The organism is Pseudomonas sp. Pf153 (assembly GCF_001269775.1).
GTDB classification, from domain to species: Bacteria; Pseudomonadota; Gammaproteobacteria; order Pseudomonadales; family Pseudomonadaceae; genus Aquipseudomonas; species Aquipseudomonas uvaldensis.
Genome location: NZ_LHVL01000025.1, coordinates 105,377 through 128,306, shown reverse-complemented (window position 1 = coordinate 128,306; position 22,930 = coordinate 105,377). Strand labels below are relative to the sequence as shown.

Below are 22,930 nucleotides of genomic sequence, written 5' to 3'. Positions count from 1 at the left end.
ACTCCATAAAACAGATAATGGCCGCAGGAAGGGAGAGGCGGCTAAAAGAAACAGAGTTTACTGGGAAACAGGCGAGAGGACGTGTTCAACTTCTTACTTTGGGAGCATTTGCTGTGGGAACAATTGCTGTGGGAGCAAAGCTTGCTCGCGATAGCGGTGGGTCAGGTTGCAGTGAGGTTGAAAGGGATGGCCTCATCGCGGGCAAGCCTTGCTCCCACAGGTCCCCAGGGGGTCGCTTCCCCTGACTACTTGGGGTACAGCGGTGGCAAGCCCGAGTCGCCGGCCGAGTTCGGCGTGCCCTCGGTGGGCGGAATGGCACGAATCGCCCGCCACAGGTCTTCACCTTGCCAGTGCTGGCCGGTTTCGCTGTAGAGGGCACCATTGAGGCCATCGAGGGCGTCGGACAGCGGCACGAAGCGCGCCGCCATGTCGGCCAGTGTTTCCGGTTGCTGTCGGGCCCAGGCATCCAGTGCCTGGCGGGTGGCGTGAGGGTCGTTGGCCAGGCAGGTCCGCTTGAGGTCGTCCAACAGGGTGCGCGGGCTCGGTCCGGCCTGGGCCGCACGCAGGACCGCCGGTTGCGAGCGGGCCCGCCACCACAGACCGAAGCCCAGTAATGTGGTACAGGCCAGCAGCAACGAAGTCAGTTGCCAATACCACAGCGCGTCGCTGTCGACCGTCGTCACGACCTGGGGCGCACCCGCCGGTGTGTCCACCATCAGGCTTGGATTGTTCGCCACCTGCAGGGTCCGCGCCGGGAGGCTGGTTCGGTCCAGGTGATTCTCCAGGGTGTTCCACCAGATCACTTCCACCGGTGGCAGTTCGATGGTCCCGCTGCGGTTGGGCACCAGCGCCTCGCGGTCCTCGCGACTGCCCACCAGCCCGCGTTCACTGCTGCGGCTGCTGAGAACCGGTTGGTCGGGATAACGACGCAAGCCATTGATCTCCGTGGCGGGCAGCGGTGGTAACTGGGAGCTGGCCAGGCCTTCGGCTTCAAGGGTCAGGCTGCGGGTCAGGGAATCGCCCACCTGGCTGTGGGTCGGTTCGGGGCTCCAGCTTTCGCTCAGGGAAAGGCTGCGGGCCGGCAGCCACGGCACATCGGGCGGATAGCTGGCCGGCTTGGGGTCGACGGTCAGTCGCAGGTGTTCGGAACTGACGCGCATCAGCTGGCCGGGCTTGGGTCCCGATGGCGCGGCGCCTTGGGCCACCGGCTCGACCAGGGTCGCGCTGAACGTCTGGGCCGGTATCGTCAGTTCGCCGCTGCGCTGGGGGTAGATGCCATAGCGCAGCTCGATCACGCCATGACGTACGTCATTGATGACTTTTTCATAGGTGCGCGATTCGCCTAGCTGCTCGGTGCGGGCATCGGGGATGTGCAGCGGCGTCAGGCTGCTGTCGTCGTACAGCGACACCGAATGGTAGATACGCAAGGTCAGGATCGCCTGGGCCTGCACGTACACGCGGTTCTGGTCGAGGCTGGCTTCGATGAACACCGGTGCCAGGGTGCCTGAGGCGTTGCGGGTTTCGCTTTCGATCACTTGGAGGGTGATCGGTTGGCTGCTCACTTCCCCCAGTTGCAGGGAAGGGATGATCACGGTGCCGCTCTGGCGTGGCAGCAGGGTCACGATCCAGCGAGTGGTTGCGCGGTTTTCGCCGTCCAGGGTCGTCAGTTGGTTGACCTGGCGGGTGCCACGCACATCGAACAGCGCCTGGAGCGGCCCCAGGTCAGGCTTGCCGAACAGCGTGGCGTCGTTGGATTCCAGGGTCAGCTCCACCGTTTCCCCGGAGTTCAGGCGGCTGCGATCGACACTGGCGGTCAACTGCGCGGCCTGGGCTGCGCAGATCCAGAGCAGCAAGACAAGGAACTGGACGGTGACGCGGATCATTGGGTTTTTCCCTGGACCTGGTGGCTTTGTTGTTCATACCAGAATTTACGCCGGAGCAGTTCGCCCGGATTGTCCGGAATCTGGCGCAACCATTGTTCCAGGGCCTGGCGTTGTTCTTCTTCGTTGCGTTGGCCGGCGGCGGGGCGCAGCGGCGGAGTGGTGGTCTGTTCATCGGGCAATTCGCTGCCCGGTACCTCCTGGGCGCTGTCGGGTGTCGTGTGCGATGCCTGGGCTTCATCCGGCGGGGCCGTTGCCTCGTCGGATGGCGATTGGGCCTGCGAGGACTGGGACGGCGTTTCGGCGCTCGGCGATTGTACCGCGGAGTCCGGCGATTCGTTATCGGCAGGCTTGGGCTCGTCCGGGGAGGCCTGTTCTTTCAACAGGCTCTGCACCAGGGCTTTATTGGTCTGGGCGGGGCGCAGGTCCGGTTGCAGCTCCAAGGCTTGTTCATAAGCATCCAGCGCGGCTTCCAGCTCGCCGCTCCTGGCCAGTGCGTTGCCGCGATTGTAATGGGCGCGGGCGTCGGAGCCCCCGGCAAAGCGTCGGGCGGCTTCGCTGTACTCTCCGGCTTCGTAGAGGGCAACGCCTTGCCATTGGCTGTCCTGGAAATGGGCGGCGGCCTCGGCCGGACGTTTTTGCTTGAGCAAATGCTGGCCTTGTTGGTCGGGGCGCAACCACAAGTCTTCGAATTCGAAGGCGTGCCCGGTCTGTGGCAGCACGAACAGCAGCGGCAGGCAGAACAGCCAGCCCCGGCGCCCGGCACAGGCCGCCAGCAGCAACAGTGGCAGGAGCAACCAGTACCCCTGGTCGGCCCAGGTGTCCAGGCGCAGCGTCTGGCCGTCGTGGCGCAGATGGCGAGGGCCATCCAGCAGACCGAGGCCTCGCAGGTCGCTGTCGTCCAGACGTGCGGGGCGGTAACGGCCGTCCAGTTCGTTGATGAAGGATTTGAGGCTGGGGTTGTCCAGGCGCGGTATCAGAATCGCGCCTTGCGCATCCTTGAGGTAACTGCCATCGCTTTGAGCCACCGGCGCGCCCTCTCGCGTACCGATGCCCAGCATCAGCAAACGGGTGGCCGAGCCGTCCAGCACCTGGCGGATGCCCTGGCGTTCCTGCTCGTTCAAGGACGAGCCGATCAGCAGGATCCGGCCATGACCCAGTCCGCCCTGGTCCAGCAGGGCCATGGCCTTGTTGATTGCCAGGTCGGCGCGATGCCCCGCTTGAGGCATGATCGAAGGGGTCAGGGCTTCGAGCAGGTTGGCGCTGGTGGACAGGTCGTCGGACAGCGGCACCAGCGTATGAGCACTGCCAGCGTAGACGACGATTGCGGTCTGGGCATCGCTGCGGTTATGCAGCAGGTCCAGCAGCTTGCGCCGCGCCTGTTCCAAACGAGTGGGCGGTACGTCGGTGGCGAGCATTTCCGGGGTCAGTTCGAAAACCACCACCAGTGGGTCGGCGGGCTTCTGGCTGGCCTGTTCGACCCGTGCCCAGCTGGGCCCGAGCAACGCCAGCACCATCAACAGCCAGCCCAGGCCGAGGGCAATCCAGGGCAAGCGGCTTTCCCGGCCGCTGCCGCCACTGAGCAGTACGGCATGGAACGCCGGCGGCAGGATCATCTGCCAGCGACCGACCCGTTTCTGCCGATGCCACAGTTGCCAGAGCAGCCATCCCAGCAAGGGCAGCACCAACAAGAAAGCGGGGCGCAACCAGTGCGGCCACAGACCGATCATCGCCGCCTCCGCAAACGCAGGCGCTTGAGCCGTTGGCGCCATTCGACGGATTGGGCAGGTTGGAACAGCGACTGGCTGAACAGGCGCTGCAAGGGGTTGTCCGGCCAGCGTTCGCGGGCCGCGAGCAATACGCTCAGCAGCAGGGCGGCACTCAGTGGCCATTGATACAGCGCCCGGCTGGGACGTGCCTGGGTCGGTTGCTGGACCACCGGTTCGAGTTGGTCGAGCGTGCCCTTGATCTCAAGCAGCTGTCCGCCGTCCTGGGCCCGGAAATATCGACCGCCTGTAACCTGTGCGATTTCCCTGAGTGTGGGTTCATCCAAGTCCAGGCTCGGATTGACGCCGAGGAAACCCGCCGTGCCGCTTTGCTCCGGATCGGCGCCAATGCCGATCGGGTAGATTTTCACGCCCTCGTCGGCAGCCAGCCGGGCGGCGGTCAACGGATCGATTTCGCCACCGTTATTGGCGCCGTCAGTGACCAGGATCAGCACACGGCTGTTGGCCGGGCGCTGGCGCAGGCGCTTGAGCGCCAGGCCAATGGCGTCGCCAATGGCGGTATTTTTGCCGGCGATGCCGATGCGCGCCTCGTCGAGCCAGCGTCGCACGGTACGGCGATCGAAGGTCAACGGTGCTTGCAGATAAGCCTGGCTGCCGAACAGGATCAGGCCGACCCGGTCGCCTTCGCGGTTTTCGAGAAAGTCCCCCAGCATCTGTTGGACCAGCGTCAGGCGACTGACCTCTTCGTCCTGCCAGCGCATGTCAGGAAAGTCCATGGACCCGGAAACATCCACCGCCACCAGCAGGTCACGGCCGCTGGCAGCAATCGGCAACGGCTCGCCCAGCCATTGGGGGCGGGCGGCGGCGATCAGCAGAAGCAGCCAGAGCAGGATGAAAGGTGCCTGCTGGCGCCAGCTCGGCAGGCTGGCCCGGGCGCGACGGCCGACGAGGCCTTCGAGGTCTTCCAGGAAACTGACCTTGAGCACCGATTCGCCGCTGTCGGCCGGAGGCAGCACCAGGCGCATCAGCCAGGGCAGCGGCAGCAGGGCGAAGATCCACGGCCAGGCGAACTCAAACATGCTTGCGAATCCAGATTTCGATGGCCTGGGTCAGGCCGGCGATGGCTTTGTCGTCCAGCTTGCACTCCGGTTTGTAAGCACCTTCGACCAGCACCATCCAGCGAGTCAGACCGGCCGCCGGGCAGCGGTTGTCCAGGAAGGCCAGCCATTTTCGCCCGTTGAGGGTGTGGCTCTGGCTGTAGGGGTAGTGGTTGCGGCACACGCGCTTGAGCAGTGCGTTGAGCTGTTGTAGCCAGGCGCCGGCCGGCGCGCCGTCGTAGGGCTTGGGCAGTTGGGCGAGTTCGGCCAGGGCGGCCAGGCGCACTGGGTCCAAGGGTTGCTCAGCGCTGGCGGTGGTGCGTTTCGCCGGGATGAACCGACGTAATTGCCACAGGCCCAGGCCCAGGAGCGGCAACAGCACCAACAGCAGCCACCAGCCCGGCGCGGGAGGCCAGAAGCCGATAGGGGGCGGCGCCATCAGCGGCTGTAATTGATCGAGACTGCTCATCGGCTTTTCCCCGGTCGTCCGGGATTCAAGTATTCGCGCAATTGTTCGACCATGTCACCCTGAGTACTCAGTGGCATCAGCAGGATCCGCAGTTTCTGCGCGAGCATTTCCCAGCGACCCAACCGTGCTTCGGCCTGGGCGCGATAGGCCTGGCGCAGTTCGACATTCAGCGTATCGAGCTCCAACTGCGCGCCGCGCTGGGCAAAACGCAGCAGACCAGCCGCGGGCAAGGCGTGATCCAGTGGATCCGACAGCGGCAGCAGCAACAGGTCGCAGTGTCGCGACAGCAGGCTCAGTTGTTGCTCGGCACTGTCGGACAGCGCACGCTCATCGCAGATCACGATCACCAGGCTGCCGGGTCGCAGCACTTCCCGGGCCCGACGCAAGGCAATGCCGAACGAATCGCGATCAGGCTCGCCTTCGGTATGCAGTGACTGATTGACCCGCACCAAGCGGTTGAGCAGTTGCAGCAGGCTCTGCTTGCTGCGTCGGGGCTTGACCTCGTAATGGGTATTGTTGCCGAACACCAGGCCGCCGACCCGGTCGTTGTGCCCCAGCGCGGCCCAGCCGAACAGACTGGCGGCCTGGGCGGCGAGTACGGACTTGAAGGTCAGCCCCGAGCCGAAGAACAGTCGATGGCTTTGCTCGATCATGATGAAGATCGGCCGTTCCCGTTCTTCGTGGAACAGCTTGGTGTGGGGTTCCTGGGTGCGAGCGGTCACGCGCCAGTCGATGGTGCGCACGTCATCGCCGGCCTGATAGACCCGCACCTGGTCGAAGTCCACACCGCGCCCACGCAGCTTGGAGTGGTGCAGGCCGATCAGCGGGCTGCGCTGGCCGGGCGTGGAGAACAACTGCACTTCGCGCACGCGATGACGCATCTCGATCAGCTCCGACAGGCTGACGCGGATGCCCGGTGCGGGCGCCAGTGGGTTATTCATGAGTCATGCTCAAGCGACAGCGACGACGTCGAGAATCCGCTGAACGACCCGATCCTGATCGATGCCCGCGGCTTCGGCTTCGAACGAGAGGATGATGCGATGGCGCAGCACGTCGAACAACACTGCCTGGATATCCTCGGGGCTGACGAAATCGCGTCCGGCCAGCCAGGCGTGGGCGCGGGCGCAGCGGTCCAGGGCGATGGAGCCCCGCGGGCTGGCGCCGTAGGCGATCCACTCGGCCATTTCCGGGTCGAACTTGGCCGGGTTGCGGGTGGCCATGACCAGTTGCACCAGATATTCCTCCACGGCGTCGGCCATGTACAACCCGAGAATCTCCTTGCGGGCGACGAATATTGCTTGCTGGCTCACACGGCGCTCGGGCGTGGCTTCGCCGTGCAGCGCTTCGCCCCGGGCCTGCTGGAGAATACGGCGTTCCACGGCAGCGTCCGGGAAACCGATCTTGACGTGCATCAGGAACCGGTCGAGCTGGGCTTCGGGCAGCGGGTAGGTGCCTTCCTGCTCGATCGGGTTTTGCGTAGCCATTACCAGGAACAGCGGCGACAGCTCATAGGTGCTGCGCCCGACGCTGACCTGCCGCTCGGCCATCGCTTCGAGCAGCGCAGACTGGACCTTGGCCGGGGCACGGTTGATTTCGTCCGCCAGCACCAGGTTATGGAAGATCGGCCCCTGCTGGAACACGAAGCTGCCGGTTTCCGGACGATAGATCTCCGTACCGGTGATGTCGGCGGGCAGCAGATCGGGGGTGAACTGGATGCGATGGAACTGCGCCTCGATGCCTTCGGCCAACTCCTTGATGGCCTTGGTCTTGGCCAGCCCCGGCGCGCCTTCCACCAGCATGTGGCCGTCGGCAAGCAGGGCGATGAGCAGGCGCTCGATGAGTTTTTCCTGGCCGAGGATCTGCGTTGAAAGAAAGGTTCGCAGCGCCAGCAGCGCTTCACGATGTTCCATCGATGACTGTTCCTGGAAAGGGAGGCCCGGGGCATTCGGATAATGCCGGGGCTGGGGGCGTTACTTTAATGCATGGCGGGGGGCGGCGACTAACGGGATTTTGAGTGGCCGTGTGGATTTGTGATCGGTTTGGAAGCACAGGGAAGGGCTCTTGCTCTCGTTTGAGTGGGAAGCTCTCACATAATGAAGGAATGTTTATCCGGACACAGGAGTGTTCTGGAGATCGCAAAACCTGTGGGAGAGGGCTTGCTCGCGAAGACGGCGGTACATTCAACATGGATGGAGTCTGAACCACCGCCATCGCGAGCAGGCTCGCTCCCACAGGGTCTGTGGAAGGCCCGGATTTGCGAGCGTTCGCTGGAGCTGTGGAAGCAGAGATTGCTCGCGATATAGGCGACGCGGTTTGGCGGCAGCGCCAGCTATCGGTTAGCGCGAAGGTACTTGGCTCCCATTGGGGATCAAAGCTCGCTGATATAAGTCCCGGTCCCCCGGAGAATATTCTGCAAGGTCAATTCCACCTCGGCCAGGTCCGCGGCATCGGTGTCGTGGCTGATCTCCAGCACATCGTCGCCGTCGAGGGCATCTGCGTCCGCTGCGGCGACCTCGATCTTCAGCAAGGTCGGTGACAGGGTGACCTTGACCCCGTCCAGGGTAGAAGGCTCGCCATCAAGCGCAATCTCCAGCTCGTCCTCGTCGGGATAGCGGGTCATCAGGAACATTTCGCCCTGGGCGCCGTGGCAGCAGAGCATGGCCATGTTGTCTTCTTCTTCATCACACGGGTTGGCAATCAGAAGGGCGGTGGTCATTTGCATGGTGATGGCTCCAGGATCGAGTGCACCTGCGGGGTGCGAAAAGTGGATTTTGCCAGCGCCAAGGATTTTCTGCTGGTTTACCGCTTAGGGGGGCTGTTTGGTTCCCAGCCTGCTAGGGTTATCCGGTGCGTACCGGCTGTTTAGCTAGCCGATGACCGAATATGTCGCAGCGCTGCAAGCATGCCCATTGTCGCACTCGTTAAGCTGCGCAACGGATGTGCACGTGCAAAGGCCACCCCCCGGTGTTTTTTGCAGGTGTTCATTACATGGAATTTAGATGGAAAAGGAATGTGACCTGCGGGTCTTGTCCAGCTTCACCCACCTGTCGTCCTGTTTCCTCTGCCCGAGAACCAGGAACAGGATGGCCGGCAGCCCGAAAGGGGTTGCACGACGCTTTCATCAATAACAAGCCCAAGCGGAGTACCACAGATGGCGTTCTTCACCGCAGCCAGCAAAGCCGACTTCCAGCATCAACTGCAAGCGGTACTGGCGCAGCACATCAGTGAACAGGCACTGCCACAAGTGGCGCTGTTCGCTGAACAATTCTTCGGCATCATTTCCCTCGATGAACTCACCCAGCGCCGGTTGTCCGACCTCGCTGGCTGCACCCTGTCTGCCTGGCGCCTGCTTGAGCGCTTCGATCACGCGCAACCGCAGGTGCGTGTGTACAACCCCGATTACGAACGTCACGGCTGGCAATCGACCCACACCGCCGTGGAAGTGCTGCATCACGACCTGCCGTTCCTGGTGGATTCGGTGCGTACCGAGCTGAACCGTCGTGGCTACAGCATCCATACCCTGCAAACCACTGTGCTGAGCGTGCGCCGTGGCGCCAAGGGCGAGTTGCTGGAAATCCTGCCCAAGGGCACCCAGGGCGAGGGGATCCTGCAAGAGTCGCTGATGTATCTGGAAATCGACCGCTGCGCCAACGCCGCCGAACTCAATGTCCTGAGCAAGGAACTTGAGCAAGTGCTGGGCGAAGTACGGGTGGCCGTGGCCGACTTCGAACCGATGAAAGCCAAGGTCCAGGATATTCTCGTCTGCCTGGACAACAGCGCCTACGCCATCGATGCCGATGAAAAGAGCGAAATCAAGACGTTCCTGGAATGGCTGGTGGGCAACCACTTCACCTTCCTGGGCTATGAAGAGTTCGTGGTCCGCGATGATGCCGAAGGCGGTCACATCGAGTACAACCCCGATTCGTTCCTTGGCCTGACCAAACTGCTGCGCGCCGGCCTGACCGCCGACGACCTGCGCATCGAGGACTACGCCGTCAACTACCTGCGCGAACCGACGCCGCTGTCGTTCGCCAAGGCCGCGCACCCGAGCCGCGTGCACCGTCCGGCCTACCCGGACTACGTGTCGATCCGTGAAATCGACGCTGACGGCAAGGTCATCAAGGAATGCCGCTTCATGGGCCTGTACACCTCTTCGGTGTATGGCGAAAGCGTGCGGGTCATCCCGTATATCCGTCGCAAGGTCGAGGAAATCGAACGTCGTTCGGGTTTCCAGGCCAAGGCGCACCTGGGCAAGGAACTGGCCCAGGTACTCGAGGTTCTGCCTCGCGACGACCTGTTCCAGACGCCGGTGGACGAGCTGTTCAGCACCGTGATGTCGATCGTGCAGATCCAGGAACGCAACAAGATCCGCGTGTTCCTGCGCAAAGACCCGTATGGCCGTTTCTGCTACTGCCTGGCCTATGTGCCGCGTGACATCTATTCCACCGAAGTTCGCCAGAAGATCCAGCAGGTACTGATGGATCGCCTCAAGGCCACGGACTGCGAATTCTGGACCTTCTTCTCCGAGTCCGTACTGGCCCGCGTGCAGTTGATCCTGCGGGTGGACCCGAAAAACCGTATCGACATCGACCCGCTGCTGCTGGAAAAGGAAGTGGTGCAAGCCTGCCGCAGCTGGAAGGACGACTACGCCAGCCTGGTCATCGAGAGCTTCGGCGAAGCCCAGGGCACCAACGTGCTGGCGGACTTCCCGAAAGGCTTCCCGGCCGGTTACCGCGAGCGCTTTGCCGCGCATTCGGCGGTGGTGGACATGCAACACCTGCTGAGCCTGAGCGAATCCAATCCATTGGTGATGAGCTTCTATCAGCCACTTGGCCAGGTGTCCGGCCAGCGTGAACTGCATTGCAAGCTGTACCACGCCGACGCGCCGCTGGCGCTGTCCGACGTCTTGCCGATCCTGGAAAACCTCGGCCTGCGCGTGCTGGGTGAGTTCCCGTACCGCCTGCGCCACACCAATGGCCGCGAGTTCTGGATCCATGACTTCGCCTTCACCGCCGCCGAAGGCCTGGACCTGGACATCCAGCAGCTCAACGACACCCTGCAGGACGCCTTTGTCCACATCGTGCGCGGCGATGCCGAGAACGATGCGTTCAACCGCCTGGTGCTGACTGCCGGCCTGCCATGGCGCGACGTCGCGCTGCTGCGTGCCTACGCACGCTACCTCAAGCAGATCCGCCTGGGCTTCGACCTGGGTTACATCGCCAGCACTTTGAACAACCATACCGACATTGCCCGTGAGCTGACCCGGCTGTTCAAGACCCGCTTCTACCTGGCGCGCAAACTCAGCAGCGATGACCTGGAAGACAAACAACTGCGCCTGGAACAGGCGATCCTCACGGCGCTGGACGACGTCCAGGTGCTCAACGAGGACCGCATCCTGCGTCGCTACCTGGACCTGATCAAGGCCACCCTGCGGACCAACTTCTACCAGACCGACGCCCACGGCCAGAACAAGTCCTACTTCAGCTTCAAGTTCAACCCGCACCTGATTCCGGAACTGCCGAAACCGGTGCCCAAGTTCGAAATTTTCGTGTACTCGCCACGGGTCGAGGGCGTGCACCTGCGCTTCGGCAACGTTGCTCGCGGCGGCCTGCGCTGGTCCGACCGTGAAGAGGATTACCGCACCGAAGTGCTGGGCCTGGTAAAAGCCCAGCAGGTGAAGAACTCGGTGATCGTGCCGGTGGGTGCCAAGGGTGGTTTCCTGCCACGTCGCTTGCCGCTGGGCGGCAGCCGGGACGAGATCGCGGCCGAGGGCGTTGCCTGCTACCGCATCTTCATCTCGGGTCTGTTGGACATCACCGACAACCTGAAGGATGGCGCCCTGGTACCGCCGGCCAACGTCGTGCGGCATGACAACGATGACCCGTACCTGGTGGTGGCGGCGGACAAAGGCACCGCGACCTTCTCCGACATCGCCAACAGTATCGCCGTCGAGTACGGTTTCTGGCTGGGCGATGCGTTCGCTTCCGGCGGCTCGGCCGGCTATGACCACAAGAAGATGGGCATTACCGCCAAGGGCGCGTGGGTAGGCGTGCAACGCCACTTCCGCGAGCGTGGCATCAATGTCCAGGATGACAGCATCACCGTGGTGGGCATCGGCGACATGGCCGGTGACGTGTTCGGTAACGGCTTGTTGATGTCCGACAAGCTGCAACTGGTCGCGGCGTTCAACCACCTGCACATCTTCGTCGACCCGAATCCGGATCCGGCCAGCAGCTTCGCCGAGCGCAAGCGCCTGTTCGACCTGCCGCGTTCGGCCTGGACCGACTACGACACCAGCATCATGTCCGAAGGCGGCGGTATCTTCTCGCGCAGCGCGAAGAGCATCACCATCACGCCGCAGATGCAGGAACGTTTCGACATCAAGGCCGACAAGCTGACCCCGACCGAACTGCTGAACGCCTTGCTCAAGGCGCCGGTGGACCTGTTGTGGAATGGCGGTATCGGCACTTACGTCAAGGCCAGCAGCGAAAGCCACGCCGATGTGGGCGACAAGGCCAACGATGCACTGCGCGTCAATGGCAACGAGCTGCGCTGCAAAGTCGTGGGCGAGGGCGGTAACCTGGGCATGACCCAGCTGGGTCGCGTCGAGTTCGGCCTGCATGGCGGCGCCACCAACACCGACTTCATCGACAACGCCGGTGGCGTGGACTGCTCCGACCACGAAGTGAACATCAAGATCCTGCTCAACGAAGTGGTGCAGGCTGGCGACATGACCGACAAGCAGCGCAACCAGTTGCTGGCGAGCATGACCGACGAAGTCGGTGGCCTGGTGTTGGGCAACAACTACAAGCAGACCCAGGCCCTGTCCCTGGCGGCCCGTCGCGCGTTCGTGCGGATCGCTGAGTACAAGCGTCTGATGAACGACCTGGAGGCCCGGGGCAAGCTGGACCGTGCCATCGAGTTCCTGCCGACCGAAGAACAACTGGCCGAGCGTGTCGCGGCGGGCCACGGCCTGACCCGTGCCGAGCTGTCGGTGCTGATCTCTTACAGCAAGATCGACCTCAAGGAGGCGCTGCTCAACTCCCTGGTGCCGGACGACGATTACCTGACCCGTGACATGGAGACGGCTTTCCCACCGACCCTGGTGAGCAAGTTCTCCGAGGCCATGCGTCGCCACCGCCTGAAGCGCGAGATCGTCAGCACGCAGATCGCCAACGACCTGGTCAACCACATGGGCATTACTTTCGTTCAAAGGCTCAAGGAGTCTACGGGCATGAGCCCGGCGAACGTGGCGGGTGCCTATGTGATCGTTCGGGACATCTTCCACCTCCCGCACTGGTTCCGTCAGATAGAAGCCCTGGACCACCAGGTTTCGGCCGACGTGCAACTGGAGCTGATGGACGAGCTGATGCGCCTGGGGCGTCGTGCAACGCGCTGGTTCCTGCGCAGCCGTCGCAACGAGCAGAACGCTGCTCGCGACGTTGCCCACTTCGGTCCGCACCTGGCGGCGCTGGGCCTCAAGCTCGACGAACTGCTGGAAGGCCCGACCCGCGAAGGCTGGCAGACCCGCTATCAGGCCTACGTGGCCGCCGGCGTGCCGGAGCTGTTGGCCCGCATGGTGGCAGGCACTACGCACCTGTACACCTTGCTGCCGATCATCGAGGCGTCCGACGTCACCGGCCAGAACGCCGCCGACGTGGCCAAGGCGTACTTCGCGGTGGGCAGTGCCCTGGACATCACCTGGTACTTGCAACAGATCAGCGCTCTGCCGGTGGAAAACAACTGGCAGGCCCTGGCCCGTGAAGCATTCCGCGATGACGTCGACTGGCAGCAGCGGGCGATCACCATCTCGGTCCTGCAAGAAGGCGACGGTTCCCAGGACGTGGAAACCCGCCTGGCACTGTGGCTGGAGCAGCATCACGGCATGGTCGAACGCTGGCGCGCAATGCTGGTGGACATCCGTGCCGCCAGCGGCACCGACTACGCCATGTACGCAGTCGCCAACCGCGAATTGCTGGACCTGGCGTTGGCAGGTCAGGCGGTCGTGACGGCTAACTGATCCGGCGTTGAATGAAAAGCCCCGCATTGAGAAATGCGGGGCTTTTTTTGTTGAATCCGGCACAGGTTCAAATGCAAACAGGTCCCTTGTGGGAGCGGGCTTGCTGTTGTACCTGTCAGTTTTTCAGCGGGATCAACACCGCCTCTTTTTCGCCCATTACCATGAACACCAACAGTTTCGCCGGCTCGGTCGTGCTGGCGTTCTTCGAGACGAGATGTTCGGAACCTGCCGCTTCATACCAGAACTCGCCTGCTTTGTAGGTCATCGCCGGTTCGCCTTTGACCTGGGAGGTGATAGCCCCCTCAAGCACGTAGGCCATGGCGGTGCCTTCGTGTCTGTGAGCGATGGACGACTGGCCCGGGGCATAGTCGACGGTCAGCATCATGGTTTTCTTGCCCGGCACGTTCTTCAGCATCTTTTCCTGGAGCACCTTGACGTTCTCGGGTGCGGCTTCGTGGGCGTGGACCTGGGCGAGGGGGAACAGGCCGAGGGCGGCGATCAGGCAGAGTGTTTTCATGGTGGTGTGTCCTTCATGGCTTAGGGTGAATTCGAATGAATCCACCCTAAGCCCCATGCCCCATCAAACAAACGTCCAATTTTTCGGAAGGTCGGTAGACCAATACGCCGTTGCCGTGACTCTGTGGGCAGGGAATGGCATTCACACGATGGGGAAGCTGTTGAAGTCCACGCTGCGGGCCAGGCGGTTGTCGATCAAGCCGATAAAGCCTTGCACTTCGGGGCAGTTGAAGTGGGCTTGCATGGCCGCTTCCGATTGCCAGCGGGCGCTGACGGTCCAGCGGTCGCCGTCGACCGGGCAGCGGTCGACCATGTAGGCATCGCAGCCCGGTTGGGCCCGCAGGGTTTCGACGATCTGCTGCAACTGCCGGCCCAGTTCCTCCGAGCGGCCGGGGGCAGCCTGCACCTGCACGGTATTGATCACTTGACGGGACATGGCTCTGGCTCCTGAATCAAGTCGAACGGGGATCGTGGAACGATCAACGACACCGCAGCAGGATAGGCCCGCATGGGCGTGGCTCAAACAGCCAATGGGCGGATAAATGCCCAGTCCAATCTTCAGGCTACCTGCTGCAGGATGTCTCGCAGACGGTCCAGTGCGATGTCGATGTCGAGGGTTTCGATTGCGCCAAAGCCAAAGAACAGGCCGGGTCGCACAGGGGCTTCGTGGAAGAACCCCGCGATGCTGTAGAGCCCGATCTCGGCTTTTTTCGCCAGTTCGATCACCAGTGCCAGGTCGATGGGCACCTTGCACAGCACCGCCAGGTGAAAACCCGCAGTGGTGGGCACGGCCTCGAACCAGGGCGACAGATCCCCGGCCATGCGTGCCAGGATTCGCTCTCGCCGACCGGCATACAGGGTGTGACAGCGCCGGATATGCTTGAGTAGGCAGCCTTCGGCGATGAACTTGGCCAGCGCCCATTGGGGCAGGGTGGAGGTGTGCTGATCGGTGAGGCGCTTGGCCAGGATCACCGCTTCGAGAATCGCCGGAGGCAAGATGGCGTAGCCGAGCCGCAATTCGGGTAAGAGGGTCTTGGAGAAGGTGCCGACATACGCCACGATCCCGCGTTCGTCCATGCTTTGCAAGGAATCGGCGGGCCGGCCCTCGTAGCGGAACTCACTGTCGTAGTCATCCTCGATGATGATCGCGCCCAGCTCATAGGCCCGGGCCAGCAGGGCCTCGCGCCGGGCCTGGCTCATGGGCATGCCCAAGGGAAACTGGTGGGACGGGGTCACGTAGATCAGCCGTGTACCATCGGGAATCAGGTCCACGCGCATGCCTTGGTCATCCACCGGCACGCCTGCCACCGTGGCGCCATGGGAGCCGAACAGCAGGCGCGCCGGCGGATAGCCCGGATCCTCCATCGCCACCAGGCTACCGGGACGGGTCAGCACCCGTGAGATCAGATCCAGGGCTTGTTGCGCACCGTTGCACACCACCACGTCATCGTCCTGGCAATTCACCCCACGGGAAAACGCGATGTGTCGGGCAACGGCGTTGCGCAGTGCCGGCAGGCCTTCGGGCTGGCTATAGAAACCCTTGGCATTGGCGATCTGGCGCAAGGCATGAGCAGTGCAGCGACGCCAGTCGTCCAGTGGGAATTGGCCCTTGCCGATGGCGCCGCCGATGAAATCGTAACGCAACGCGCTTTCGACGGTCGGGTGACGCAGCAAGTCCGGCATGCTGCGCCAGGCCTCGACGACCTCGGCTCCGGCCAGCTCGCGGTGGCTTTGTTTGCGCACGATCCGGGCTGGCCGTGCATTGACGTAGGTGCCCTTGCCGATGATGCCGGTGAGGAAGTTCTCGTAGGTCAACTGGGCATAGGTGTCGGAGACGGTCTTGCGGGAAATGCCCAGTTGCTCGGCAAGCAGGCGACTGGGTGGCAATTGCGCGCCAGCCGCCAGGCGGCCGCTTTCAATGGCGCTGCGCAATTGCTGGTATAACTGGCCTGCCAGGTCCTTGCGGCCGTTGATGACGACGTGAAGTTCCATACCCGTGGGCTCCTGGGCAAATGCCTGGCGGCAAGCGTCAAAGGCGCAAGATTAACCGTATTGCGCGACGGCATTGAAGTTGCGCGTAAAAATTTCCGCGAATTGGATCTGTCGCTGGCGGCGTCCAGGTTTTACTTTGGATCCGTCACCCGCCCCGGAGTCCGTCATGAGCCAGCGTCTGGATTACTACACTGCGTCCCCAAACGCCATGAAAGCCATGATCGGCCTGGAGGCATTGACCAGTCGCCTGAGTATCGAACCGTCACTGCTGCACTTGATCAAGATCCGTGCCTCGCAGCTCAATGGCTGCGCCTTTTGCACCGACATGCACTCAGTGGATGCCCGACGCCAGGGAGAGACTGAACGGCGTCTGTTCGCCGTGGCGGTCTGGCGTGACAGCGGATTCTTCACTCCCCGTGAACGGGCTGCATTGGCCTGGACCGAAGCGGTGACGTTGTTGGCCGAAAGCCAGGTTCCGGACGACCTCTATGCCTTGGCCCGAGCCCTGTTCAGCGAAGAAGAACTGGTGGATCTGACGCTCGCAATCAGCACCATCAACAGCTGGAACCGCCTGGCGGTGAGCTTTCGCCAGAGCCCCAGTATCTGACGTTGCTAGCTTGTAGCGCTTGTGGGAGCAGGGCTTGAATGACTGGCAGTGGTGCCTGTATCGCGAGCAAGCTTTGCTCCTACAGTGCGGACTGCTGTGGGAGCAAGGCTTGCCCGCGATGAACGACCACGCAGTGGTCATTGACCGCCGGCCGGCCTCTGCGGCTTGACCGATGTGCCGAAGGTATTGCCCATGCGCACCCCGGTGGCTGCCGGAGTCGCCAGGCCGATGCTGTTCGGCGCACGTTTATCGACGGGCACGTTCAACGCATCCCGCGTCTTTTGCGCGGCTTCGGCGGCATGTGGATCGTTGCCCATCTGCCGGCTCAGGCAATTGTAATCCGGGGTTTTGTAGCCACCGACGGTGACCTCGATACAGGCGGGGGGCTCTTCGCCGTGGGCCCACGGCAGGGTCATGGTCAAGGCCATGAACAGTCCCGGCCCAACCGTCATTTTCATCCACCGATTCATCACTGGCCTCCTGGCCCGTCACAGGGGACGGTGCGTCGTCTGGCAACAGTCTAGTGTGCTCCGCAGGATTTGTATCAGTTGTCATACGACATTCATAAACTCCCCTCAGGATGACGTTTTTCAACGGATACGTCAGTCGTGCAGCAAGGCAGCGTCAGGGGGAGACACAGGCGTGGATTGACCAGGCCCTCCTTGGGTTGGCTGGTGGTGTTGCTGTGTCTGCTGTCCACGCCGCTCCAGGCGGTTGGCCTGGTGGACCTGGACATCGCACCCCAGGAACTGACCACGGCGCTGGAGCGATTCAGTCGGGCGACCGGCATGGCGGTGCTGGTGGATCATGCGTTATCGAACCGACGCCAGACGCTGGGTGTCCAGGGGCGGTTTACTCCTTCCGAAGGGTTGAATGTGCTGTTGCGTGGTACCGGGCTCGCGGCGCATTACGCCCGGGAGGATGCCTTCACGCTACAACCGGTGCGGGTTCGCGAAGTGCCGGTGCCCCGCGGTGCTGTGCCGGGGTTGAGTGACAGTAATTATGCGGCGGCCATCCAGACGGCCATCCAGCGCAACCTGTGTGCGTCGCCGCTGACGCGCCCGGGCAGCTTTCGGGCGCTATTGCAGGTATGGATCGGCCGTGACGGGGTGATTCAACACAGTCGGCTGGTGAGTTCCACCGGGGATCCGATACGCGACAGGGCCTTGGTCAACAGTATGCAGAATCTCAGGATCGACCGTCCGGCGCCAACGTCGTTGCGCCAGCCGGTGACCCTGCTCTTGTTACCCGATTCATCAGGAAAACGCATGGAATGCACAGCAGGGGAAGGGGTGTTCGGGCAATGAAAGACAGCGGCCGCAGCCCGATGGTCAGGTTGTTCCTTTCCTCCTATGAGGATTTCAAGGTTCGCCTGCGCCGACGCCTGGGCTCCGAGGAGCTGGCCAACGATGTGTTGCACGAGACCTACCTGCGGGTAGATCGCATGGTCGAGGCACCGGACATCGCCCAGCCCAACGCCTATCTTTACCGCATGGCCTTGAACATTGCCGCCGATCGTCGGCAATCCGATGCGCGCCTGCTGACCGGTGACGAGATCGAGGAGCTGTTGCAAGTCTCGGACGAGGCGCTGGACCCAGCCCGGGTGGTGGGGGGGCAGAGGGAGTTGCAGATCCTGCTCAAGGCCCTGTACGAGCTGCCGGCGCGCCGCCGCAGGATTTTCATCGCGGCGCGTCTGGAGGAAGCGCCGCACCTGGAGATTTCCCAGCGCTTCGGCATTTCCACCCGGATGGTGGAGAAAGAGATCAAGGCCGCCCTGGGGCATTGCGCCCAACGCCTGGAAAGAAAAGTCATTCAGCGGTTCGGTCCCGGGGCGGGAAAACCGTCTTGAAAGTAGAGACCGGATCAATTCGTGAGTATGTGTGCGCTTGAACATCTTCAGTATCGCTTCCCCTGACGCCACGCCAGAGGCCCGACTGGCCAGCGAGGCACGCGACTGGCTGATCCTGCTGACCTCGGGGCACGCCACCGTGGCCGATGCCCGGGCCTTGCGCCAATGGTGCGGGCAGAGCGCCGAGCATGCCCGGGCTTTTGAACAGGCCAAGGCACTTTGGCACGGGTTGCAACCGGCTGCCCAGGCATTACAGGTCCCGCGTCGTTTGGGTCGCCGGGCGTTTCTGGGCGGGGCGATGGCGGCATCGGCCGCTTTCCTGTTGATCCGGGCGACAGTGCCCGGTGGGGTTTCCGGACTGGGGGCCGATTACATCACCGAGGTTGGCGAACAGCGTCGGGTGGAGCTGGGCGAGGGCATCAGTCTGGAGCTCAACACCCAGACCCGCCTCAGCCGTCGCCCATTGACCGAGGGCGGACAGGCACTGGAGTTGCTGGGTGGGGAGATCGAGGTATCGGGCCGCAGCGCCTCGACGATCAGCATCCAGGCCGGTACCGGCTGGATCAGCGCCGCCCGGGCACGGTTCAACATCCGCTACGTTGACCAGAACGTCTGCGCCACCTGCCTGGAGGGTGTCGTTCAGGTGCGGGTGCAAGGCCGCAGCTTCCGGTTGGAGCCGGGGATGCAAATGACTTACGACAATGTCCGCGCAGGCAGTCCGCAGAATGCCGACGTGTCGGCTGCCATTGCCTGGCGCGAGCAAGTGTTGGTGTTCAACGATGCCACGCTGTCGAGCGTTATCGATGAGATCAACCGCTACCGGCCCGGCATGTTGCTTTTGCTCAATCCCCAATTGGGCAGACGCAAGGTCCAGGCTCGCTTCCGTCTCGATCAACTGGCCGGCGTGGCGCTGTTGATCCGCGATGCCTACGGGGCCAAATGCATCGAATTACCGGGTGGGGTCGTGGTGCTCAGCTGAGTCCGCTGTCGCTTCGCCAGCGGTCTCGATGCTTGCGTGGCGACGCTGACTGCCTCGCCACGCAACTTCCGGAGTGCATTCAACGGCCTATCAGGCGACGGTCGCAGCGCTGCGTTCGCGCAGCTCATTCAAGCGGTCAGCGCCACCTTCCGCGACACGGTTCTGCTGCAGCCGGTCGGAACCGCCTTCGGCCACACGCCGTTCCAGCAAATGATCGGAGCCGCCTTCAGCCAATTGTTGCGCGGCCTGACCGTGGGTCGGTGTGCTTGCTGCCGGGGCCGAGGCGGCGTTCGCCAGGCTGACTCCGCCAACCAGGGTCAGGGCAATTGCCAGGGACGACATCTTCGAAAAACTGAACATGGTGATTCTCCTTGCGCTTAATGAGTGAGGCCGTGGCAGCGAAGCGTGTGTTGCTGCCCGGTGATCACAGTTAAACGCCCGGATGTATCGGTGCTGTGTGACAGGAGAGGGCGAAACCCTCGGTATCGTATCAACCGAGGGTTCTTATACAGAACGATACAAATCCATCTGAAACCCGGACAGAGAGCCTGGCCTTTCAAGTGACTTCATTAACCGATAATCGCACGTTTTATGCGAGGCACTTGCCTGGGTTATTGACCGAACTAACTGGTTGGTACATTTTAGCTGCAAGTCGTCTTGCTCGACTCGGCCAAGACCCATAATAAAAATAGAGGACCTCCTTATGCGCAGCTTTCTGCGGGCACTCGATGCCCTCCCTCCGCCCCTTCGTTTCAGCCCTGAACCCCTTTCCCTCTCCGGGTCGATGCTGTAGCGGTTCACGTAGCCGCGGTCCTGTTGCGTCGCTATGCCGGCGCTCGACACACCCGAGAGGTTTTGAAGATGGCCAAAGTCGTCGATCTGTATTTCAAGTTGCTCAAGCTGCTGATTGTGCTGTGTATGGTCGCGATGATCGCACTGGTGTTCGGCAACGTGGTGTTGCGCTATGCCTTCAACTCCGGCATCAGCGTTTCCGAGGAACTGTCGCGCTGGTTCTTCGTCTGGATGATTTTTCTCGGCGCCCTGGTGGCCCTCAAGGATAGGGCGCATCTGGGCATGGACAGCCTGGTCAGGCGACTGCCAGCGGCGGGCAGGCGCGCCTGCCTGGTCATCGGACACTTGTTGATGCTGTACATCTGCTGGTTGATTTTGCAGGGCAGTTGGCAGCAGGCGGTGATCAACCTGGAGGTGGCCGCACCGGCGTCCGGTCTGTCGATGGCGCTGTTTTATGCCGCCGGCCTGGTATTCGGTGCCAGTGCCGCGCCGATCCTGCTTCATGAACTCTACCTGGCCCTGTTCGGCAAGCTCGGCGACGACGAGCTGGTGATGATCAAGGACAACGACGCTACGCAAGCGCTGGCGCATAACCCCATCAAGAGTGACCGCCCATGACCCTGGCCATTTTCCTCGGGTCCCTGATGGGCAGCATGGCGCTGGGCATGCCCATTGCGTTTGCCTTGCTGGTGGTCAGCGTGGCGTTGATGGTTTACCTGGACCTGTTCGACGCCCAGATCATTGCCCAGAACTTGCTCAACGGTGCGGACAGTTTCCCACTGATGGCGGTGCCGTTCTTCATGCTGGCCGGCGAGGTGATGAATGCCGGCGGCTTGTCCAAACGTATCGTCAACATCGCCATGGCGCTGGTCGGACACAAGCGCGGTGGCCTGGGTTATGTGGCGATCATCGCGTCCTGCCTGTTGGCGTCGCTTTCCGGCTCCGCCGTGGCCGATGCCGCGGCATTGGCGGCGTTGCTGGTGCCGATGATGGTGCAGGCCGGGCATGACAGGGGGCGCTCGGCCGGTCTGATTGCGGCCGGCAGCATCATTGCCCCGGTCATTCCGCCGAGCATCGGGTTCATTGTGTTCGGCGTGGCGTCCGGTGTTTCGATCTCCAAACTGTTCCTGGCCGGTATCGTGCCGGGGTTATTGCTGGGGGCTTCGCTGGCGGTGGCCTGGTGGTACATCTCGCGCAGCGAGAACGTCGAAACGCCGCCCAAGCGCTCCTTCGCCGAGGTCTTGCGCGCCTTGCTCGATGGCAGTTGGGCGATGGGCCTGCCCCTGATCATCATCCTGGGCCTCAAGTTCGGCATTTTCACCCCCACCGAGGCCGCTGTAGTCGCGGCGGTCTATTCGCTGTTCGTGTCCCTGGTGATCTACCGGGAAATGAAAGTCAGCCAGCTGTACGAGGTCATCCTGTCCTCGGCCAGGACCACTTCGGTGGTGATGCTGCTGGTGGCGGCAGCCATGGTTTCGTCCTGGCTGGTGACCATTGCCGATCTGCCGGGCCAGTTGGCGGACCTGCTGGCGCCTTTCATGGACAACCAGACCCTCCTGCTGCTGGTGATGATGGTATTGATCATCCTGGTGGGCACGGTCATGGACATGACGCCGACGATCCTCATCCTCACGCCGGTGCTGATGCCAGCGGTCATCCAGGCGGGGATCGACCCGGTGTATTTCGGTGTGCTGTTCCTGATCAACACCGCCATCGGCCTGATTACGCCGCCCGTGGGCACGGTGCTCAATGTGGTATGCGGCGTGTCGAAGCTGGATTTCGAGGAAATCGTCCGTGGGGTCTGGCCGTTCATGCTCGCGCAACTTTTGGTGCTGTTCCTGTTGGTGCTGTTCCCGCAACTGGTCATGGGGCCGTTGAAATTCTTCACCGGATGAGGGTAGCCGGTGGAAGTAGCTCGTCCTGAAAACAATAACGATCGGAGAATGACATGCGAAAACTGATGAAGACCCTGTTGGCCGGGGCGTGCGCAACGGGGCTGTTACTGGGCAGCGTAGCCGGCCAGGCGGACGAGATACGCGAGCGTACCTTGCGATTCGCGTTCCAGAACGTCAAGGAGCATCCGCAGGGCCAGGGCGCGCAGAAATTTGCCGATTTGCTCAGCGAAAAGAGCGGCGGCAAGATCAAGGTCCGCCTGTTCCCCGGCGGTACCCTGGGCGGTGATGTGCAGACGGTGTCAGCCTTGCAGGGCGGCACGCTGGACATCACGGTGCTCAACTCCGGCATCCTGGCGGCCCAGGCACCGGATTTCGCCATGCTCGATTTTCCATTCCTGTTCAACAACGCCGAAGAGGCCCATGCGGTCATCGATGGTCCGGTCGGCCAGAAACTCGCGGCGCAACTGGACAACAAAGGGTTGGTAGGCCTGGGCTATTGGGACCTGGGGTTTCGTAACCTGACCAACAGCAAACACCCGGTGACCCGTCTGGAGGACATGCAGGGCCTGAAGATTCGTGTCATCCAGTCGCCGATCTACCTGGAAACCTTCTCCGCGCTGGGGGCCAACCCTGTGCCGATGGCGTTTCCCGAGGTCTACACCGGCCTGGAACAACACACCATCGACGGCCAGGAAAACCCGTTCACCGTGATCGAAGGCAACAAGTTCTACGAGGTGCAGAAGTACCTGTCGGTGACGGGCCATATCTTCAACCCGCAATCGCTGATCATCAGCCAGAAAACCTGGGGTCGCCTCAACGATAGCGAAAAAACCATGATTCGCGAGGCCGCCGCCGAGGCGCAGACGTTCCAGCGGGAGGTCACTGCTGCGAGCATGGACAAGGCAAAGGCGACGCTGGCCGGCGCGATGACCGTCAACGAAATCACCCCAGCCGAGAAAGATCGCTTTCGCGAACGGGTGCAGCCGGTGATCGACAAGTTCGCCAAGTCGCTGGATGGCAACCTGGTGAAGATGATGTACGACGAAATTGCCAAGGTGCGGACAGCTCAGTGAGCTTGGCCCGACATCAGGGACAATTCAACCTGTG

General features: G+C 62.5%; 20 protein-coding genes. 8 read left to right on the top strand and 12 right to left on the bottom strand.

From position 1 onward, the window contains the following. Positions 1 to 245: 245 nt before the first annotated feature. The 7 genes from AD666_RS15970 to AD666_RS15940 form a co-directional block, all read right to left on the bottom strand. Entirely contained in the window at positions 246 to 1,883 is a 1,638-nt protein-coding gene (locus tag AD666_RS15970; RefSeq protein WP_053153753.1) for a BatD family protein, read from the bottom strand. Further along, positions 1,880 to 3,610, bottom strand: coding sequence for a tetratricopeptide repeat protein (locus AD666_RS15965; protein ID WP_053153750.1), 1,731 nt, complete (start codon positions 3,608 to 3,610; stop codon positions 1,880 to 1,882). Before AD666_RS15965 ends, AD666_RS15970 begins: the two co-directional genes overlap by 4 nt. Next, on the bottom strand, positions 3,607 to 4,686 hold the full coding sequence (locus AD666_RS15960; RefSeq protein WP_053153746.1) for a VWA domain-containing protein: 1,080 nt from the start codon (positions 4,684 to 4,686) through the stop codon (positions 3,607 to 3,609). Before AD666_RS15960 ends, AD666_RS15965 begins: the two co-directional genes overlap by 4 nt. Beyond that, positions 4,679 to 5,173 carry a DUF4381 domain-containing protein gene (locus AD666_RS15955; protein WP_053153743.1) on the bottom strand — a complete coding sequence of 165 codons (495 nt, stop codon included), beginning with the start codon at positions 5,171 to 5,173 and terminating at the stop codon, positions 4,679 to 4,681. The genes AD666_RS15960 and AD666_RS15955 overlap by 8 nt, the downstream gene beginning before the upstream one ends. Continuing rightward, positions 5,170 to 6,114: a DUF58 domain-containing protein gene (locus tag AD666_RS15950; RefSeq protein ID WP_053153740.1), complete on the bottom strand. Its 945-nt coding sequence runs from the start codon at positions 6,112 to 6,114 to the stop codon at positions 5,170 to 5,172. Before AD666_RS15950 ends, AD666_RS15955 begins: the two co-directional genes overlap by 4 nt. A gap of 9 nt (positions 6,115 to 6,123) precedes the next feature. Then, entirely contained in the window at positions 6,124 to 7,083 is a 960-nt protein-coding gene (locus tag AD666_RS15945; RefSeq protein ID WP_053153736.1) for a MoxR family ATPase, read from the bottom strand. Between the two features lie 458 nt (positions 7,084 to 7,541). Further along, positions 7,542 to 7,895 carry a hypothetical protein gene (locus tag AD666_RS15940; protein ID WP_053153733.1) on the bottom strand — a complete coding sequence of 118 codons (354 nt, stop codon included), beginning with the start codon at positions 7,893 to 7,895 and terminating at the stop codon, positions 7,542 to 7,544. Between the two features lie 429 nt (positions 7,896 to 8,324). Between AD666_RS15940 and AD666_RS15935 the strand changes: the two genes are divergently transcribed. Then, positions 8,325 to 13,193 (top strand): NAD-glutamate dehydrogenase, encoded by a 4,869-nt coding sequence (locus tag AD666_RS15935; protein WP_053153730.1) that lies wholly within the window; start codon positions 8,325 to 8,327, stop codon positions 13,191 to 13,193. A 115-nt stretch (positions 13,194 to 13,308) separates the two neighbouring features. Here the strand turns inward: AD666_RS15935 and AD666_RS15930 are convergent, their stop codons facing one another. The 3 genes from AD666_RS15930 to AD666_RS15920 all read right to left on the bottom strand — a co-directional run bounded on the left by AD666_RS15930 (position 13,309) and on the right by AD666_RS15920 (position 15,701). Beyond that, positions 13,309 to 13,710, bottom strand: coding sequence for a cupin domain-containing protein (locus AD666_RS15930; RefSeq protein WP_053153727.1), 402 nt, complete (start codon positions 13,708 to 13,710; stop codon positions 13,309 to 13,311). 141 nt (positions 13,711 to 13,851) lie between these two features. Continuing rightward, positions 13,852 to 14,145: a putative quinol monooxygenase gene (locus AD666_RS15925; RefSeq protein ID WP_053153725.1), complete on the bottom strand. Its 294-nt coding sequence runs from the start codon at positions 14,143 to 14,145 to the stop codon at positions 13,852 to 13,854. Positions 14,146 to 14,267: 122 nt separating this feature from the next. Beyond that, positions 14,268 to 15,701, bottom strand: coding sequence for a PLP-dependent aminotransferase family protein (locus AD666_RS15920; protein ID WP_053153722.1), 1,434 nt, complete (start codon positions 15,699 to 15,701; stop codon positions 14,268 to 14,270). Positions 15,702 to 15,867: 166 nt separating this feature from the next. On the opposite strand from AD666_RS15920, the gene AD666_RS15915 reads away from it, so the two are divergent. After that, positions 15,868 to 16,308, top strand: coding sequence for a carboxymuconolactone decarboxylase family protein (locus tag AD666_RS15915; protein WP_053153718.1), 441 nt, complete (start codon positions 15,868 to 15,870; stop codon positions 16,306 to 16,308). A gap of 137 nt (positions 16,309 to 16,445) precedes the next feature. Here the strand turns inward: AD666_RS15915 and AD666_RS15910 are convergent, their stop codons facing one another. Next, positions 16,446 to 16,778 (bottom strand): hypothetical protein, encoded by a 333-nt coding sequence (locus AD666_RS15910; protein ID WP_053153715.1) that lies wholly within the window; start codon positions 16,776 to 16,778, stop codon positions 16,446 to 16,448. Positions 16,779 to 16,982: 204 nt separating this feature from the next. Here AD666_RS15910 and AD666_RS15905 point away from each other — a divergent pair, with 204 nt between their 5' ends. Genes AD666_RS15905 through AD666_RS15895 form a run of 3 tightly spaced genes read left to right on the top strand, consistent with a single transcriptional unit; the run spans position 16,983 to position 19,136 of the window. Continuing rightward, complete coding sequence (locus AD666_RS15905; protein ID WP_082339836.1) at positions 16,983 to 17,615, top strand: secretin and TonB N-terminal domain-containing protein; 633 nt, start codon at positions 16,983 to 16,985, stop codon at positions 17,613 to 17,615. After that, the gene (locus AD666_RS15900; protein ID WP_053153709.1) at positions 17,612 to 18,157 is read left to right on the top strand and encodes a sigma-70 family RNA polymerase sigma factor; all 546 of its coding nucleotides are present in this window, start codon (positions 17,612 to 17,614) and stop codon (positions 18,155 to 18,157) included. The genes AD666_RS15905 and AD666_RS15900 overlap by 4 nt, the downstream gene beginning before the upstream one ends. A gap of 37 nt (positions 18,158 to 18,194) precedes the next feature. After that, positions 18,195 to 19,136 (top strand): FecR domain-containing protein, encoded by a 942-nt coding sequence (locus tag AD666_RS15895; protein ID WP_053155334.1) that lies wholly within the window; start codon positions 18,195 to 18,197, stop codon positions 19,134 to 19,136. A 90-nt stretch (positions 19,137 to 19,226) separates the two neighbouring features. Here the strand turns inward: AD666_RS15895 and AD666_RS15890 are convergent, their stop codons facing one another. Further along, a complete protein-coding gene (locus AD666_RS15890) occupies positions 19,227 to 19,496 on the bottom strand; it encodes a hypothetical protein (RefSeq protein WP_053153706.1) in 270 nt (89 codons plus the stop codon). Between the two features lie 501 nt (positions 19,497 to 19,997). On the opposite strand from AD666_RS15890, the gene AD666_RS15885 reads away from it, so the two are divergent. The 3 genes from AD666_RS15885 to AD666_RS15875 are packed head-to-tail and all read left to right on the top strand — an operon-like array spanning position 19,998 to position 22,896. Next, positions 19,998 to 20,546 carry a TRAP transporter small permease gene (locus AD666_RS15885; RefSeq protein WP_053153703.1) on the top strand — a complete coding sequence of 183 codons (549 nt, stop codon included), beginning with the start codon at positions 19,998 to 20,000 and terminating at the stop codon, positions 20,544 to 20,546. Next, on the top strand, positions 20,543 to 21,823 hold the full coding sequence (locus AD666_RS15880; RefSeq protein ID WP_053153700.1) for a TRAP transporter large permease subunit: 1,281 nt from the start codon (positions 20,543 to 20,545) through the stop codon (positions 21,821 to 21,823). Before AD666_RS15885 ends, AD666_RS15880 begins: the two co-directional genes overlap by 4 nt. Positions 21,824 to 21,876: 53 nt before the next feature. Next, positions 21,877 to 22,896, top strand: a complete 1,020-nt coding sequence (locus AD666_RS15875) for a TRAP transporter substrate-binding protein (protein WP_053153696.1) — start codon at positions 21,877 to 21,879, stop codon at positions 22,894 to 22,896. Positions 22,897 to 22,930: the final 34 nt, after the last annotated feature.

What these genes read in the sequence shown, in the direction of transcription:
- AD666_RS15970 (WP_053153753.1), bottom strand. Translation starts at nt 1,883, where the DNA reads ATGATCCGCGTCACCGTCCAGTTCCTTGTCTTGCTGCTCTGGATCTGC.
- AD666_RS15965 (WP_053153750.1), bottom strand. Translation starts at nt 3,610, where the DNA reads ATGATCGGTCTGTGGCCGCACTGGTTGCGCCCCGCTTTCTTGTTGGTG.
- AD666_RS15960 (WP_053153746.1), bottom strand. Translation starts at nt 4,686, where the DNA reads ATGTTTGAGTTCGCCTGGCCGTGGATCTTCGCCCTGCTGCCGCTGCCC.
- AD666_RS15955 (WP_053153743.1), bottom strand. Translation starts at nt 5,173, where the DNA reads ATGAGCAGTCTCGATCAATTACAGCCGCTGATGGCGCCGCCCCCTATC.
- AD666_RS15950 (WP_053153740.1), bottom strand. Translation starts at nt 6,114, where the DNA reads ATGAATAACCCACTGGCGCCCGCACCGGGCATCCGCGTCAGCCTGTCG.
- AD666_RS15945 (WP_053153736.1), bottom strand. Translation starts at nt 7,083, where the DNA reads ATGGAACATCGTGAAGCGCTGCTGGCGCTGCGAACCTTTCTTTCAACG.
- AD666_RS15940 (WP_053153733.1), bottom strand. Translation starts at nt 7,895, where the DNA reads ATGCAAATGACCACCGCCCTTCTGATTGCCAACCCGTGTGATGAAGAA.
- AD666_RS15935 (WP_053153730.1), top strand. Translation starts at nt 8,325, where the DNA reads ATGGCGTTCTTCACCGCAGCCAGCAAAGCCGACTTCCAGCATCAACTG.
- AD666_RS15930 (WP_053153727.1), bottom strand. Translation starts at nt 13,710, where the DNA reads ATGAAAACACTCTGCCTGATCGCCGCCCTCGGCCTGTTCCCCCTCGCC.
- AD666_RS15925 (WP_053153725.1), bottom strand. Translation starts at nt 14,145, where the DNA reads ATGTCCCGTCAAGTGATCAATACCGTGCAGGTGCAGGCTGCCCCCGGC.
- AD666_RS15920 (WP_053153722.1), bottom strand. Translation starts at nt 15,701, where the DNA reads ATGGAACTTCACGTCGTCATCAACGGCCGCAAGGACCTGGCAGGCCAG.
- AD666_RS15915 (WP_053153718.1), top strand. Translation starts at nt 15,868, where the DNA reads ATGAGCCAGCGTCTGGATTACTACACTGCGTCCCCAAACGCCATGAAA.
- AD666_RS15910 (WP_053153715.1), bottom strand. Translation starts at nt 16,778, where the DNA reads ATGAATCGGTGGATGAAAATGACGGTTGGGCCGGGACTGTTCATGGCC.
- AD666_RS15900 (WP_053153709.1), top strand. Translation starts at nt 17,612, where the DNA reads ATGAAAGACAGCGGCCGCAGCCCGATGGTCAGGTTGTTCCTTTCCTCC.
- AD666_RS15890 (WP_053153706.1), bottom strand. Translation starts at nt 19,496, where the DNA reads ATGTTCAGTTTTTCGAAGATGTCGTCCCTGGCAATTGCCCTGACCCTG.
- AD666_RS15885 (WP_053153703.1), top strand. Translation starts at nt 19,998, where the DNA reads ATGGCCAAAGTCGTCGATCTGTATTTCAAGTTGCTCAAGCTGCTGATT.
- AD666_RS15880 (WP_053153700.1), top strand. Translation starts at nt 20,543, where the DNA reads ATGACCCTGGCCATTTTCCTCGGGTCCCTGATGGGCAGCATGGCGCTG.
- AD666_RS15875 (WP_053153696.1), top strand. Translation starts at nt 21,877, where the DNA reads ATGCGAAAACTGATGAAGACCCTGTTGGCCGGGGCGTGCGCAACGGGG.